Consider the following 14,621-nt stretch of genomic DNA (forward strand, 5'->3'; position numbering starts at 1 on the left):
GCGATGGTCCGCATCCTTCCCCAGACCAAAGCGGCGGCAGTCAATCCGCTGAAGTCATCGCAGCCGTTGGGTGCCGCCCTGGCCTTCCTTGGGGTCGACGGCGCGATGCCGTTGTTCCACGGCAGCCAGGGGTGCACCAGCTTCGCGCTCGTGCTCTTCGTGCGGCATTTCAAGGAAGCCATCCCCTTGCAGACAACGGCGATGGACGAGGTGGCGACGATCCTCGGCGGGGCAGAGCATCTGGAAGACGCGATCCTCAACCTCAAGGCCCGCACAAAGCCAACGCTGATCGGGGTCTGCACGACGGCGCTGGTGGAAACCCGGGGCGAAGACTGCGCAGGAGATATCGCCAGTATCAGGCTGAAGCGCACGGAAGAACTCGCGGGTACGGAGGTGGTGCTAGCCAACACACCGGATTTCGACGGCGCGATCCAAGAGGGCTGGGCCAAGGCTGTCACCGCAATGATCGAAAGGATTACGCGTCCCGGCGAGCAGGCGCGGCAGTCGAAGAAGATCGTGATCCTGCCTGGCTGGAACCTCACTGTGGCTGATATCGAGCATTTGCGTGAGATGGTTGAAAGCTTTGGACTCAAGCCGGTGATTCTGCCGGACGTCTCCGGCTCGCTCGACGGTACGGTGCCCGACCGCTGGGTCACGACCACCTATGGCGGCACCAGCGTCGAGGAAATCCGTGAGCTTGGCACGGCCGAGCAATGCGTCGTCATCGGTGAGCATATGCGCCGCCCGGCCGAGCTGCTGCAGAGGTTGACCGGCGTGCCTTACGTGCTGTTCCGGTCGCTGACTGGATTGAAGGACGCCGACCGGTTCGTCTCGCTCATGTCCGCAGTTTCGGGCGCGGCGGCGCCGGCCGGGGTGCGCCGTCGCCGGGCGCAGTTGCAGGACGCGTTGCTCGACGGACATTTCCACTTTGGAGGCAAGAAAATTGCGATCGCTGCTGAACCAGACCAACTCTACCAACTCGCGAGCTTCTTCACCAGCATGGGCTCCGAAATCGCGGCGGCGGTCACCACGACCGACATGTCGAAAATTTTGGAGGAAGTACCGGCGCAGTCGGGTCAGATCGGCGATCTCGGCGATTTGGAAGCTCTTGGCGCCGGCGCTGATCTTCTCGTCACCCATTCCCATGGCCGCCAGGCGGCGCAGCGCCTCGGCATTCCGCTCATGCGGGTCGGCTTCCCGATCTTCGACCGGCTCGGCAGCCAGCACAAGCTCACAATCCTCTACCAAGGGACCCGCGACCTGATCTTCGAGGTTGCCAACATTTTTGAAGCCAACCGGCACGCGCCGACACCTGAGGCGCTCGATCCACTCCGTAAGCGAGAAATGCCAGATGAGCTCCGTTCGTCGCCTCTCGCTCGTCACTGACGAGGTTCACGCACCGACGCCGGAACGCCAAGCCGGCGCATTGCGCGTGGCGATCGCCACGCAGGACATGAAGAACCTCAACGCCCATTTCGGTTCGGCCAGGCGCTTTGCTGTCTACGACGTGACGCGCGAGGAGTGGAATCTCGTCGAGGCCGTGGCCTTCGATGACGTTTCCGATGAGAGCGGGGAGCACCGAACTGAGGGCGATGACCGCATCACCCCGAAGGTGGAGGCGCTGAAGGGCTGTCATCTCCTGTTTTGTCTGGCGATCGGCGGACCTTCGGCAGCCAAGGTTGTTTCGGCAAAAATTCATCCGATCAAAGTGCCGCACCCCCAAACGATCCAAGAGGTGCTGTTGCGCACGCAGATGATGCTCAGGACGTGTCCTCCCCCTTGGCTGCGCAAGGTGCTGGCGCAGGCAGGTGTCGCCGAACAGAAACCGTCCTTCGAGGACAAGGACTGAAATGAGGAGTAGGCGAAATGTCTGACGCCGTGGTTAGCCCTGCTGTCGCCGAGGACGAGGCGGCCCTTGCCACCCCGTTCGTCAAATGTCTCGTGCGGCTGGTCCGGGCTCATGATTCCCACGGGTCTTGGGAAGGCAAATCGGACGCCGAGCTGCTGGGCGACTTCATCATCACCAGAAAACAGCGCCGTGCGATCCCGATCATCGGCGATCCCGATCCGGACGTGCTGTGGAGGCTTGAGATGTTTTACACTGCCGTCGGGCTTGCGATCGAGGAGCGCTCCGGCCTGATGGCATCGCCGATGATGGAGATGAGCCATGAGGGCTTCGGGCGCGTTCTTCTCACGGCCGGGCGGTTGGTCGTTCTGTCGAAGACCCTGCGCGACGTCCACCGGTTCGGCTTCGAGACGTTCTGGAAACTCGCCGCGGCCGGTACCAAACTGGCCGGCGATGCCACCGCAGCCATTGAGGCTCATCCCGAGGTGGCGCGGGCGTGATGGAACCAATTTTCGATCAAGGGGATCATGTCAGGCCTTGAGGACATGCGATGGCCAGCCCTCTCAATGGAGGCGGTCGAGGCCGATGTGGTTCTTGGGGTAGCGCTGATGAAGCCACTGGTCCTGATCTGTTCGCAAGATGCGGAGTTGTATCTGTTCCTCAGCCACATTCTGGGAGTGGACGGCTTCACGAGTGAGCCGGCAGGCGGCGTGAAGGAAGCACTTGCATTGGCCGATGAACGGGAGCTCCAGGCGGTAGTGCTGGACTGCGGGCCGGCAAGCGCGACAGGCTCCACAATCTGCGCCCGGTTCAAGGGGGAGCCCCGGACCGGCGGCCTGCCCGTAATTGCGCTGATCGCGCCCGGCGCCGAGGACCAGCACCTCGATCTCTTGAAGGCTGGTATTGACGAGAGCTTTGTGCGGCCCTTCGCGCCGGCCAAGCTGCTTGACTGTCTACGGATGAAACTGGCGCTGCCAAAGCCCGGTTCGAACGGGATTGAAAACGGCGGCTGGATCTCCTGTGGCGACCTTGAGATAAGGCTCGATGCCCACCGCGTTCGGGGTAACGGCCACGAAGTCCACCTTGGGCCGATCGAGTTCAACCTGCTGCGGCTTTTGCTTGAGACTCCCGGCAAGGTCTTCACCAGAGACGAGCTGATCAGCGCGGCCTGGCCGGCCAATATCCATGTCGGTGTACGCACCGTGGATGTCCATATCAGCCGGCTCAGAAGAGCGCTGAAGGCGGCCTCCCCCTCCAGCGTCATTCGTACCGTCAGGTCGGCCGGCTACTCGCTCGAGTGGCCAGACGGCTGAATAGATAACCGATGTGGTGCCACTCCGCATTTCCGCCGTGCTGAGGGCAAGTCTTGCGGCTTCGAAACGCGCCGGCAGATACGACATATTCAGAAAGAAGCAGTCAAATGGCTTTCAGAAGCGTACTCAGTGTGACGGGAGCTGACCACTCCGATCAGGATGTCAGGACAGCTGCCAGCTTGTGTGCCGAAGTCGGCGCGTATCTTTCCGTACTGGTGATGTCGCCTCCGCCGCTCATTATGCCGTCTCCGCTGCTCGGCGATGGCATCCCCGAGTGGCCTGGACAACGCGCACAGGCCATCGCCAGACTGGACAAACGGTTTAGGCAAATCGAGAGATTTTCACAGGACACGGCCAGTTGGGAAAAAACATCCAGGGAAATTCACAAACTGCTGAGAGCCACGTGGCGGTGCTATGATGTCGATATTGCCGACTGCGATCAGGCCAGCATCGGTGACGCGGTGCGACAGCGGGCGATCTGCAATGACCTGACAATCGTCGGCCCCGCACTTCTGAACGACATTAACGTCGGTCCCCTTGTTATCAACGGCAGCCTATTCGACACCGGAAAGCCGGTTCTTGTCGTGCCAGAGGGCGCTGAGGCGACTCTGTCTCCACGGCGCGTTCTGGTCGGCTGGGATTCGCGCGTCGAGGCGTCCCGTTCGGTTCGGGAAGCGCTGGATCTGCTATCCGGTGCTGAGGAAGTTCGTGTCGCACTCGTCGATCCGGAGGCGACCTGCACCGGAAACGGCGCCGAGCCGGGAGCCGACATCGCTGCCTATCTCACTCGGCACGGTGCTCGGGTGTCGGTCGACCGGCTGGCGAGCCGCGGCAAACCGGTGGCCACGGTGCTAGCGCAGCAAGCAATCGACACGTCTGCCGACCTGATCGTCATGGGCGCTTATGGCAGCCGCCGGCTGCGCGAGCGGCTCTTCGGTGGCGTGACAAGATGGATAGTTGGCAAGCCGCCATTGCCGCTGTTTTTGGCCCGCTGACGGGTTCTGAAGTAGCACCGATGCTGTTCCAAGCTCTACTCCCCTGGTCACCTACCCTGATGCGAAGTCGGCGAAAGGTCGCCGCAAACGAGCAGGTTTCGCGAAGCTCACGAGCAACTTGCAAGCGCCGTCGCGAAGAACATTCCCCGAACGCCTCTAACGCGCTCGGTGTCTGCTCGCCGAGACAACCCGTAACGCGCAGACAAACGGCCGGGCAGAAGCCCAGGCGTCCTCAATGCGCTCAAAACACCGATACTCGAGCCGGCGTCAGGTCGAGAAAGAGAGTCGTTTCAGCGCGGCAGGCCGCGTTCGGACCGTAGCCTCATCGTATTGGCGTTATCACGATTTCCTTCACCACTGGCCGGGAACGGAACACGGCAACGACCGTGCAGCGGCCAAGGCACCGACCTTCGAGTCCGACGGTCGGGCTCTTGCCGGCCCTCGGCGCGAACGGTGGCATCAATCACGTGTCATCGCCTGGGATGGTAGCCGGGTCAGCGGCGAGGGCGGCCGCATCTTCGGCGTTTTCAGTCTGCCCGGCCCACCGCGTGGCGACCGAGCGGCCTTGAGGCCGGTCAATTCCCACAACGCTCACATTCGCACCAGGCGGTCCCTGTAGGACCTGTGCACAGGGATACAGAACAACAAAAGCAGGAATCCGGGAGAGTTCACCGGCCCGGCACATGCCGGCACACATCCCGGCTCTCTTCGCCACGATCATCATCGTCAATCTGGCGTTATTCGCGACCCGCAGCCGGACATGACCGGCTTCGTCGTGAAACTCTGGCGTTGCGAGCCAGGAATTCAAGCGCAAAGCGGAAGAGGTAGGGCAGAGGCGATGCTCGGAGGGAGCGGCCCCTGCAATCGCAATGGCGTTCCGCTGAGCGACCGGAACAGCAAGAAGCTCAAGCAAGGCTTGAGGCGGACGATGATGACGTGGCTGGCGCTAGCCAACGCAGTCATGATGTCCATCTGTTCGTCCCTATATGTCGAGACGTCCGTGGCTACGCTTCTGTGCCGACGCGAAGCGGGTGATGCGTGTCCAAGACCTGACAATGGCAGAAAACATGTCGCGACTAATACAACCGGCTATCTGGCGCCCCGGAAGCTTTTTTAAGTATAATCAAGCGTTTACTGCACGCTGAGCGCGTTGGCACGGCCTTTGCGAATTGAGATTCAGCAACACTGAGTGAAGGCTGACTGCACGCAGATGCGCAAGACGAGCGATGCTCTCCCTTCGTTGAACCCTCGTGCCCCGTCTCAAAGCGGAACAAGCTTGCGCATAAGGTCACGCAACCTTTGGCAATAGCTTTGGAGGGCAAGATGATGTTGCGGATGGGGTCACCGGCTCCTTCGATCAAAGTGGAGGACTGGCTGCGTGGCGAGCCCCTTGCGGACTTCCAGCCCGGCAAAGTCTATATCGTCGAATTTTGGGCAACTTGGTGCGAACTATGTGCGGCGGAGATGCTCGAGCTGATGCAGCTACAGGAGAAATACAAGGACAGCGGACTTGAGGTCGTCGGGATCGCGGCTGATGAAGACGCTCCAACGGCCGTCGAGGCCCGGACCAAGTTGGACGCGTGGTTGGCCGAAAAGTGCCCGGATCTGAATCATCGGATTGCGTTCGACTACACAGGCGAAATGAAGAAGCTTTGGAGGGAACCCAGCTTTTGCGTCGGGATTCCGACCTCGTTCGTAGTCGACCGAGACGGCTGCATCGCCTTTATCGGTCATCCGAGCCAACTCGGTGAGGTTTTGCCGAAAGTGTTCAACGGCAGCTGGCGTACCAGCAACAAAGCGAAAGCCGCCGATCATCAGCGGATCGCCACAAGCGAACCCCTGGCGCGCGAACAAGCGCTGAAGAAGCCGATCGATGACAGGTTCTGGGCGGCGGTGAAGTTGGAAGATTGGAAGACGGCGCTCTGGGCGATCGAAGAGGGCATCGCCTTGATGCCGGACGACCTCAATTTCCGCCTGGCTCATGCACATCTGTTGGTTCACAAAATACAAGACATGTGGACCGGCTTGCCCATGATGCGCCAATTGGTTCGCGACGCGATCGACAAACATTCCGAGGATTGGATGGTTTCGGCGCTAGACCAACTTTTCCATCCGGCCAATGACCATTCGCGCCTTCCCCCTGCTGAGCGCTTCGCGATGGGCAAGGAGCTGTCCGAACACATCCTGGCGCTGAATCCCCCGCAAGGCGACAGTCCTAAGTTCCGGTCCTATCCCGCGGTCGCCCGGTACTATCACGAGAACGGCAACAATGATCGCGCGATCGAGTTGGTCGAACTGGCACTGACGTCGCTGGACGGTCCGGAGCCTATCCCGGCCGAATTGAAAGAGCAGCATCTGCCGGATTTGCTGCAGGCCCTCGCCAAGTACAGGGGTGCGAAGGCTTGTTGCGGCGCTCTCTTTGCCGCTGCGCAAAACAGTTTCCCGAAGGTGCCAAAGCGCGGTCGGCCGAGGAAGAAAGATAAAAAAGGGTAATTGGTCGAAATGGCTTACTGGCCAATTCGTCCATTTCCCTGGCGTGACCGCAGCAAGGAGGTCCATGCAGCACTTGGTCGATCGTTTCCAGCAGGATCGAGGCTCGAATCTTCATGGCCTCCCGCATTGCGGCGGAAGCGATGTTCGACGCGAATTCGATGGAAGACTTCGCAGTCGAGGACGTGTTCAAGGTCGGCCAGAGGCACATCAATTGCGTGGAATCAGCCGCGCCGAGCCGGGCGTCGGCTGCGCAAGTGTGCCCGAAGTAGGCGTCCCAGAAAACAGACATCGTGCTTCGAGGAAGGACTGAATTGAGGAGAAGGCGAAATGTCTTATGCCACAGTCAGCCCTGCGGTCAACGAGGACGAGGCGGCGCTTGCCACACGGTTCGTCAAATGTCTCGTGCGGCTGATCCGTGCTCAGGATGCCTCCGGGTCACGGGAAGGCAAATCGGACGCCGAACTGCTGGGCGACTTCATCATCATCAGAAAACAGCGCCCTGCGATCCCCGATCATCGGCGATCCCGATCCGGACGTGCTGTGGAGGCTCGATATGTTCTACACGGCCGTCGGGCTTAGGATCGAGGAGCGCTCCGGCCGATGACATCGCCAACGATGGAGATGAGACCCATGGGGCTTCGGACGATTGCTCTTCACTGGCGGGCGGTTGGTCGCTCTGTCGAGACATCCACCGGTTCGGCTTCGAGACGTTCAGGAAGCTCGCGGAGGCCGGTACGAAACTGGTCGACGATGCGACTGCAGCCATAGAAGCCTATCCCGACGTGGCGCCGGCCTGATGAAACCGATTTTGAGGAAGGATTTATGTCAAACCTAGATGAGATAGGGAAGAAAGTCCGAAAGCTTCAGCTGCGCGCGGCAGTTGCCAAGATGAAATTGCGCGACCTTGCAGAGAATCTCCCGGGAAAATGGAGGGAGATAGAGGAAGTTGCCGAGGAAACGTCGGCTGTTTTTGCCGAGTTGGATGGTGCCAAGAGAGAGCTTGCTGCAATGAAGAAGTTACGATGACGAGCACATTCACCACCCGCGACGGCTCCGGATGGGTGCCGGAATATCTCACCGCTATAGACGGCACGACCTGCATTGGCTGCGGCCGCTGTTTCAAAGTCTGCTCTCGCGAGGTCATGCATCTTTACGGCGTCGATGACGTGGGTGAAATGCTCGGCGCCTGCGACGGCGAAGACGACGATTTCGATGGCGAGCTCAATCGCATGATCATGGTCGTCGACCATCCCGGCCGCTGCATTGGCTGCGGAGCCTGCGCCCGCGTCTGCCCGAAGAACTGCCAGACCCATGTTGCGGCCGACAATGTCGCTGCATGATCTGGTGGACAATCCAGGAGAACGGCATTGCCCTTCAGAATCTTCTGCCGCGTCCTGGGAATGGTCCTTTGCAGCACAGCTCTGACCGCCTACTTCGCTTCTCATTCCATCGGCACAGTAGTCGTCACGACGCTGACTTGTTCGCTGCTCCTTCAGCTGGCGTATTTCGCAAGCGTGCTCTTTCTTATCTGGCGGACTGGCTGCGTTAGCCGAGCTGGCCAAAGGGCCGAGCATTTCGACAGTTGCAAGGAGCCAGACCTTGATGAGGTGACGAATGAGTCCGCAAATTTGCTCCAGCGCGATAAAATGCTGGCCATATCGCTGCTGCTGCCTTGAGGCGCCATGACAAGGTCAGTGCTCAAGCTGGCAAACTTTGGACCAATCACAAACATTAAAGCAGATATTAGAAGGAATACTGATGACCGCAATCCGGTCATTGTAGTTAATCCAGGAGATGCAGTTCTTGAATCCCATACGCATTGGTTCTCTCGCAGGCCGGCGTGCGGTTGCAACTCTCAATGATGAACGAGGCGCTGGAAATCGTAAATGGGACTCTTGTGGCGCCGGAAATGCAGATGACGTCAAATCAAAGACGCCTCCATATAAATCGTGGATGGCTCATTCAGCTCCATCGCGTGTTGCCGGAGAGAAAATGCTCGAAAAGTTCGGACACTATCCGCTCACATTTGGACCCACGCCCATCGAGAAGCTCGACCGCCTCTCCAGGCAGGCAAGGTGGAAACCTACGCCAAACGCGAGGACTGCAACTCCGGTCTCGCGTTCGGCGGAAACAAGCTCCGCAAGCTCGAATACATCATCCCCGACGCAATCGCGTCAAATGCTGATACGCTCGTCACCGTCGGCGGCGTGCAGTCCAACCACACGCGCATGGTCGCCGCGGTCGCCGCCAAGATTGGCATGAAATGTCTCTTGGTTCAGGAGAGATGGGTACCCCATGAGGATGCCGTCTACGACCGGGTCGGCAACATTCTCTTGAGCCAGATCATGGGAGCAGAAGTACGCCTCGTCGACGAGGGCTTCGATATCGGCATCCGCCGCAGTTGGGAACAGGCGCTCGATGAAGTCAAGTCAAGGGGCCTTATGCGATACCAGCTGGAGCGTCTGTTCACCCGAACGGCGGCCTGGGCTACGTGGGGTTCGCGGAGGAGGTGCGCGCTCAGGAAAAACAGCTTGGGTTTGCCTTCGACTATATCGTTGTTTGCACGGTCACAGGTTCAACGCATGCCGGCATGCTCGTCCAATTCGCCCATCACGGTCGACAGCGTAATGTGGTCGGTATCGATGCCTCTGCCACCCCCCAAAGACCAAAGGCGCAGGCGCTAAAGATTGCCCAACATACAGCGGAGCTCGTCGATCTCGGAACGGAACTTGTCGAGATGACGTGGTGTTGCTCGAGGACTACGCATACCCGCACTATGACATTCCGTCCGAGGAAACGAAGGAGGCCATCCGCCTGTGTGCGCGGCTCGAGGGAATCATTACTGATCCCGTCTACGAGGGCAAATCGATGCAAGGAATGATGGACCTCGTCCAGCAGGGCTTGTTTCCGGAAGGGTCGAGGATCCTCTATGCGCATCTCGGCGGCGCGCCGGCTATCAACGGGTATGGTTACACCTTCCGCAGCGGCTGACGCTCGACAGATTGCAATTTAGCCGTCCTGCCGTTCCGGCGATGCGCCCAAAGTTGGTTCGAGGGCCGCCCAGCAAACCGAGGGAGCCGGAGGTTGATTGCCGCAGAACGCGAAGCTGACCGAGTTCATTTGGAAAATTTCGATCAATGGATTGCTGAGGAAATGGAGAGTGTTATCGTGGAATATTAGAATCCTAGTTGATGGACCGATATCAAAAGAGACATAATTCAATGTCTGCTGGCGGGTGAAACAACTTCTATCAATTTAACAAATTAGAGTTGTTATTTGAAAGTTCAGGATTGACCAGAGCGCCAGAAAAGTGGAGGCATATCCGATGATCTTACAGGAACTGGGCTCTGCCATTCCGGGTGGCAGGGTTTTAGAAATAACGACGACCACCGGCTGCATCGTCGGATGTTCTTATTGTCCACAGGACAAGTTCGCCCGTCGGCAAAGAGCGGTCTCTCATGTGAAGCATCTTCATATTGGAGATTTCAAGCGATGTCTGGCGCGCGTTCCAACTTCCGTCGACATTAGTTTCGCCGGGTACTCCGAGCCTTGGCTCAATCCGGATTGCACCAAAATGGTCGAGCACGCTTACGCCAGAGGCCATGGCATCCGGATTTTCACGACGCTTGTAGGAATGAAGGGGCGAGATCTACACCGCTTGCAAGCGCTGCGCTCAAGGGTATTCGTGGTCCATGTTCTCGATGATGGCGCATACATGAATAGCCGTCTCGTCGGAGACAATTATCTCGCTTTGATTCGTCAAGTGGTCGACACAGACATTGCCTCAATTCGGTTTGTAGTCCTGGGCGAGGTCCATCCCGATATCGTCGACATAATCCCCGCCGACGCGCTAGTTCGCGCGCGGCCTCTGAGCAGCAGGGGTGGAAGCGTCGATCCGAAGATCGTCGAACCACGGCAGCCAGTCGTCGGAGCGCTGACATGCGTTGACGGACGGCAGTATCGGAATGTTCTTCTCCCAAACGGTGACGTTACGCTCTGCTGCATGGATTTTGAACGGCGCCACGTATTGGGCAATCTTCTGCGCGACCAATACGAAGATCTTTTTGAAGGGCCAGTTTTTAGCGAAATCGTGGATCGCATGAATGGGACGGATGGTTTTCTGCTTTGCAGGATGTGCGAATACGCCCATGCAAAGGCGTCCCCATGCTGATTGGGGGCCGGCGAACCGCCTGAAAGCGGGGCCGGAGCGAACTTGAGAATGCATAAGGGGGGCCGCCTCCATCCGCCTCGCGTGAATCCGCTCGATGGAGTCTAGTCCCCTATTTTTACACGGATTCGACAGATCCTGTGGTCGCATCTCCCAGCCTCAAGCTGTCGGTAAACTTTTATTGGCCTAAGAGGGGGAGAACCGGCTTAGTCTGGTCTCACATATATCCTCCACTGTCGGCTTTTCCAGACCCTAATCCTAGTTCAGGGCAGGGGTCCGAAAGCGGCTCCGACATCGAAAACGCCGATCATCGCCGCTACGCCGCTCGCTCGCTCGCTACAGCGCTGTTGAGCGCGCGCTCGCGAGCGGCTTCGCACAGCCGAGCTACACCACCAGCCGGGGCACGATGGTTCGTGTTGCTGCCGGAGCGGCCTGCAACACCTTAGCATGCTGCTGCATGGCAGAAGCGCCTGTCACACATGAGGCGGTGCTAGCGCTGAGCTGGATAGGATCGGCAGGGCGTTTCGCCGGGTACAAGCAGGTGCGTCAACTACCAGATGCCGTAGTATCGACGCCTGCCCGAAAACTCTACAACTGAATTCGTTCCAACGCATTGACCGACAGATATCGGCATGCAGAGCAACATGACGACGGTGAGGTTTCCAAGTGCGTCTGTGCAGCAGTTGAGATGCCGCGCAAGTCCCGGTCTCCATTTATCGCGGAACTTTTGAGGAGTATGTAACAAACAAATTCGTCGGAAGTCACCGACCTCCAAAGGCCCGTCCGGACTGTGCTGATCTTCTAGGTGAAATTGAAGAACAACCGCGACCGACAAAACGCATAAACCACTCTCTCCAACGCGACGCTACATGCAGAGGGATCCTGAAATGAACACCGAGGCTTTCACGGCTCATGAGTCTAACGTTCGTCGCTATGGGCGGTCATTTCCCACAGTCTTCACGAAGGCCCTTGGGGCGACAATCTGGGACGAGGCCGGCAACCCGTATATCGATTTCCTCGTAGGGTCCGGTGCCCTCAATTACGGACACAACAACCCGAATATTATTGCACCAGCAATCGAATACCTGGTTGGCGAGAACATTCTTCTATCGCTCGACATGTATACGGTGGCAAAGCGTGAATTCATTGAAGTGTTTGTGGATTCGATCCTGAAGCCTAGAGGCCTTTCCTACAAAATACAATTTCCTGGGCCGACCGGCACAAACGCTAACGAAGCAGCGCTGGCGCTGGCGCGAAAACATACCGGCCGCTCGAGCGTCATGGCCTTCACGAATGCGTTCCACGGCATGTCGCTTGGCTCTCTGGCGGTGTCGGGGTCGGCGTCAACCAGGGAACTGGGCGGCGTTGCTCGCCACGATGTGATCCGTGTCCCTTACGATGGATATCCGAGCAAAGCTTTCGATTCCGCTAGCTACATCGACTTCGTTTTGGGCGACCCAGGGAGCGGCATAGAAAAGCCGGCCGCAATCATTCTGGAGACCATTCAGGCAGAAGGCGGCTTGAACACTGCATCTGCTGCTTGGCTCACAGAAATTCAGCGCATTTGCCGCAAGCACGGTGTTGTTATGATCGTCGACGACATCCAGGCGGGTGCGGGACGAACGGGCGAGTTCTTCTCATTCGAGTTCGCGGATATTGACCCCGACATCGTCTGCCTTTCGAAGTCCCTAAGCGGATCAGGCAGTCCGTTCTCGATCGTTCTGATTCGCCCCGACCTGGACATTTGGAATCCCGGAGAACATAGCGGGACATTCAGAGGCAACAATTTCGCCTTCGTGAGTGCCGGGGCGATGTGCAAACTGTGGACCGACACGCAGTTCACTGCAGGCGTTGAGCGGACAGCCGCCAAACTGCAAAGACACCTTGATCGCCTCGTTGCCAAATTTCCCAAGTGCATCGAACAAAAGCGCGGCCGCGGTCTGATGGCCGGCCTCAAGTGCCGTTCGCAGGCCGTTGCCGGCCGTGTGCACGATGTCGCATTCGAAAATGGCCTGCTGATCGAATCTTCAGGACCAAATCGCGACGTCATCAAAGTCCTCCCACCGATAACCATCACCGATGACGAACTCGATCATGGCATCGCCATCCTTGATCACGCACTAAAGGAGCAAGCCAATGGAGACTAATCAAGTATCCCAAGCCCCAGCCACCTCGCCTGTTGCGATCAGAGAACGAACCGGCTCGATCAGCACTGCGGACATCATCTCAGTCCTGAAAGGTGAGATCACCGCTCTGCACATCAGGCAAGCTTTCAGCACCGAAATAGCCGAGGAGATTACCGCGAACTTCAGTGGCAGTCCCGGTCTCAAGGAGCGTAAGGATGGCGTCCCCGGACAATATGTCGGCGCATCGCACTACAGGAAGGATGCGGCCACCTATTTCGCAGAGGCGGAAACTGCGCGACCGTACGTCGACGCCCTTTTTGAGAATCTGGTTGATCCCGTCCGAGCACTGTTCGACGCGTTGAAGCGCGAGCTTCGCAAACAGGGCATTGAATTGCGGCTGGCCCGTTCGGAGCACGGTCAGGCTAATGTTTGCCGCGCTCTCAGTTGGTCTGGCAGCGGCACATTCTCCTTGGACCCCCACGACGACGTCGCTCAAGTGTTATGTGCTGGGAACGATTACGAGCTTTCTGCGGTGGCGCACAACACCGTCGCAGCACTCAACTTCTATCCCAGCATGCCCGAGGAAGGTGGCAATCTGCGGCTCTGGAGCCACAAGCCGACAGTCACCGACCGAAAGTCTCAAGGTGTAGAGACTACGGGCTATCCCTATTCGGCAGCCTATCTCGAGGGCGTTCCTTGTCGCGACTTCCAGCTCAGGGCGGGGGATATCGGCCTGATCGATGGCGGTTTCGTTCACGGAGTCACAGGTCAATCTGGCAGCGGAAAGCGTCGCCTGGTATTGAACAGCTTTTTCGGGTTTGCGCGGCCGGATCTAGTTCTCTGGTGGACTTGAAGTTGGATGTCAGGCGACCGACCGGCCCCCGCTGACAGTGAAGGGTAAGCGCTATTTTCGCTGCACCTTGACGCGGGCGCTTTCGACGGATGGCCTTCGAATTGGGAACGGTATCTGGTCTGATCAGACTGCTGTTGCTTTGGCGAAGTTGAAGGGCAGCAGATCGTAGATATCAGCGTCCTCGTTGCGTTGAGGCAATTCGGTGAGGACGTGGCGCAGCCAGGCTAACGGCTCGACGCCACAAGCGCGGCAGGTCAACATCAGGCTGTAGATGACGGCGCTGGCCCTGGCTCCGTCGACGGTATCGCTGAACAGCCAACTTTTCCGGCCAGTGGCAAAGATTCTAATGTCACGCTCGAGAAGATTGTTGTCGATCGGCATGCTGCCGTCCTCGGTGTAACGAGTCAGATATCCCCATTGGTTCAGGGTGTAGGAGACGGCGTCGCCGAGCTTGCTGTCCGGCAAGACTTTTGGGGCGATGTCGTCGAGCCATGCCTTGAGAGCCTGGAGGATCGGGACACTATGTTGCTGGCGGAAGCGGCGAATGCAGTCATCTCGCGTTTCGCCGTCATCGGGGATTTCGTTCCGCGCCTGCCTTTCAACCCGATAGAGCTGTTCGAAGAACCGGAGTGCCTGTTCCGGCGGGCCGCCGCCTTTCTTCCTCGCCTTTAGGGCATCGACGAAGCGCCGCCTGGAATGGGCCATGCAGCCAAGATGCGTTGCTCCTTCCAGCGTGCGCCAGGCGGAATAACCGTCACTCATCACGATGCCGCGGTAATCGCCCAAGAAGGTCTGCGGGTGTATCTGGCCGCGACCCGGCTGATAAT

Annotated in this window: 13 protein-coding genes and 2 pseudogenes; 14 read left to right on the forward strand and 1 reads right to left on the reverse strand. The window is 58.6% G+C overall.

The annotated features are described in order from the left end of the window. Nucleotides 1–3 precede the first annotated feature (3 nt). The 14 genes and pseudogenes from nifN to NKJ81_RS25795 all read left to right on the forward strand — a co-directional run bounded on the left by nifN (nucleotide 4) and on the right by NKJ81_RS25795 (nucleotide 13,794). On the forward strand, nucleotides 4–1,386 hold the full coding sequence (gene nifN, locus NKJ81_RS25730) for a nitrogenase iron-molybdenum cofactor biosynthesis protein NifN (RefSeq protein WP_352542101.1): 1,383 nt from the start codon (nucleotides 4–6) through the stop codon (nucleotides 1,384–1,386). Continuing rightward, the gene (gene nifX, locus NKJ81_RS25735) at nucleotides 1,352–1,849 is read left to right on the forward strand and encodes a nitrogen fixation protein NifX (protein WP_352542102.1); all 498 of its coding nucleotides are present in this window, start codon (nucleotides 1,352–1,354) and stop codon (nucleotides 1,847–1,849) included. Before nifN ends, nifX begins: the two co-directional genes overlap by 35 nt. Nucleotides 1,850–1,866: 17 nt before the next feature. Beyond that, nucleotides 1,867–2,346, forward strand: a complete 480-nt coding sequence (locus tag NKJ81_RS25740; protein WP_352542103.1) for a NifX-associated nitrogen fixation protein — start codon at nucleotides 1,867–1,869, stop codon at nucleotides 2,344–2,346. A 66-nt stretch (nucleotides 2,347–2,412) separates the two neighbouring features. Next, nucleotides 2,413–3,159, forward strand: coding sequence for a response regulator transcription factor (locus NKJ81_RS25745; protein ID WP_502904326.1), 747 nt, complete (start codon nucleotides 2,413–2,415; stop codon nucleotides 3,157–3,159). A gap of 107 nt (nucleotides 3,160–3,266) precedes the next feature. Next, nucleotides 3,267–4,154, forward strand: a complete 888-nt coding sequence (locus NKJ81_RS25750; RefSeq protein ID WP_352542105.1) for a universal stress protein — start codon at nucleotides 3,267–3,269, stop codon at nucleotides 4,152–4,154. A gap of 1,323 nt (nucleotides 4,155–5,477) precedes the next feature. After that, entirely contained in the window at nucleotides 5,478–6,647 is a 1,170-nt protein-coding gene (locus tag NKJ81_RS25755) for a TlpA disulfide reductase family protein (protein ID WP_352542106.1), read from the forward strand. A gap of 327 nt (nucleotides 6,648–6,974) precedes the next feature. Then, nucleotides 6,975–7,444, forward strand: a pseudogene (locus tag NKJ81_RS25760) (NifX-associated nitrogen fixation protein). A 25-nt stretch (nucleotides 7,445–7,469) separates the two neighbouring features. After that, nucleotides 7,470–7,673 (forward strand): CCE_0567 family metalloprotein, encoded by a 204-nt coding sequence (locus tag NKJ81_RS25765; RefSeq protein WP_352542107.1) that lies wholly within the window; start codon nucleotides 7,470–7,472, stop codon nucleotides 7,671–7,673. After that, nucleotides 7,670–7,987, forward strand: a complete 318-nt coding sequence (gene fdxB, locus NKJ81_RS25770; RefSeq protein ID WP_352542108.1) for a ferredoxin III, nif-specific — start codon at nucleotides 7,670–7,672, stop codon at nucleotides 7,985–7,987. The genes NKJ81_RS25765 and fdxB overlap by 4 nt, the downstream gene beginning before the upstream one ends. Before the next feature lie 27 nt (nucleotides 7,988–8,014). Beyond that, nucleotides 8,015–8,323, forward strand: coding sequence for an exopolysaccharide production repressor protein (locus NKJ81_RS25775; protein WP_352542109.1), 309 nt, complete (start codon nucleotides 8,015–8,017; stop codon nucleotides 8,321–8,323). Between the two features lie 316 nt (nucleotides 8,324–8,639). Next, nucleotides 8,640–9,638 (forward strand): annotated as a pseudogene (locus NKJ81_RS25780) (1-aminocyclopropane-1-carboxylate deaminase). 1,012 nt (nucleotides 9,639–10,650) lie between these two features. Continuing rightward, entirely contained in the window at nucleotides 10,651–10,818 is a 168-nt protein-coding gene (locus tag NKJ81_RS25785) for a hypothetical protein (RefSeq protein WP_352542118.1), read from the forward strand. A gap of 884 nt (nucleotides 10,819–11,702) precedes the next feature. Then, on the forward strand, nucleotides 11,703–12,962 hold the full coding sequence (gene ectB, locus NKJ81_RS25790; RefSeq protein ID WP_352542110.1) for a diaminobutyrate--2-oxoglutarate transaminase: 1,260 nt from the start codon (nucleotides 11,703–11,705) through the stop codon (nucleotides 12,960–12,962). Further along, nucleotides 12,952–13,794 (forward strand): 2OG-Fe(II)-dependent halogenase WelO5 family protein, encoded by an 843-nt coding sequence (locus NKJ81_RS25795; protein ID WP_352542111.1) that lies wholly within the window; start codon nucleotides 12,952–12,954, stop codon nucleotides 13,792–13,794. Before ectB ends, NKJ81_RS25795 begins: the two co-directional genes overlap by 11 nt. Before the next feature lie 123 nt (nucleotides 13,795–13,917). On the opposite strand, the gene tnpC is transcribed toward NKJ81_RS25795, so the two are convergent. Beyond that, the coding region (gene tnpC / locus NKJ81_RS25800) for an IS66 family transposase (RefSeq protein ID WP_352542112.1) at nucleotides 13,918–14,621 on the reverse strand (704 nt) is incomplete at its 5' end.

Source organism: Mesorhizobium sp. M0018, assembly GCF_040323955.1.
GTDB lineage: Bacteria > Pseudomonadota > Alphaproteobacteria > Rhizobiales > Rhizobiaceae > Mesorhizobium.

Coding starts and splice junctions, on each gene's coding strand:
- nifN (WP_352542101.1), top strand. CDS start 4: ATGGTCCGCATCCTTCCCCAGACCAAAGCGGCGGCAGTCAATCCGCTG.
- nifX (WP_352542102.1), top strand. CDS start 1,352: ATGAGCTCCGTTCGTCGCCTCTCGCTCGTCACTGACGAGGTTCACGCA.
- NKJ81_RS25740 (WP_352542103.1), top strand. CDS start 1,867: ATGTCTGACGCCGTGGTTAGCCCTGCTGTCGCCGAGGACGAGGCGGCC.
- NKJ81_RS25745 (WP_502904326.1), top strand. CDS start 2,413: ATGGAGGCGGTCGAGGCCGATGTGGTTCTTGGGGTAGCGCTGATGAAG.
- NKJ81_RS25750 (WP_352542105.1), top strand. CDS start 3,267: ATGGCTTTCAGAAGCGTACTCAGTGTGACGGGAGCTGACCACTCCGAT.
- NKJ81_RS25755 (WP_352542106.1), top strand. CDS start 5,478: ATGATGTTGCGGATGGGGTCACCGGCTCCTTCGATCAAAGTGGAGGAC.
- NKJ81_RS25765 (WP_352542107.1), top strand. CDS start 7,470: ATGTCAAACCTAGATGAGATAGGGAAGAAAGTCCGAAAGCTTCAGCTG.
- fdxB (WP_352542108.1), top strand. CDS start 7,670: ATGACGAGCACATTCACCACCCGCGACGGCTCCGGATGGGTGCCGGAA.
- NKJ81_RS25785 (WP_352542118.1), top strand. CDS start 10,651: ATGGATTTTGAACGGCGCCACGTATTGGGCAATCTTCTGCGCGACCAA.
- ectB (WP_352542110.1), top strand. CDS start 11,703: ATGAACACCGAGGCTTTCACGGCTCATGAGTCTAACGTTCGTCGCTAT.
- NKJ81_RS25795 (WP_352542111.1), top strand. CDS start 12,952: ATGGAGACTAATCAAGTATCCCAAGCCCCAGCCACCTCGCCTGTTGCG.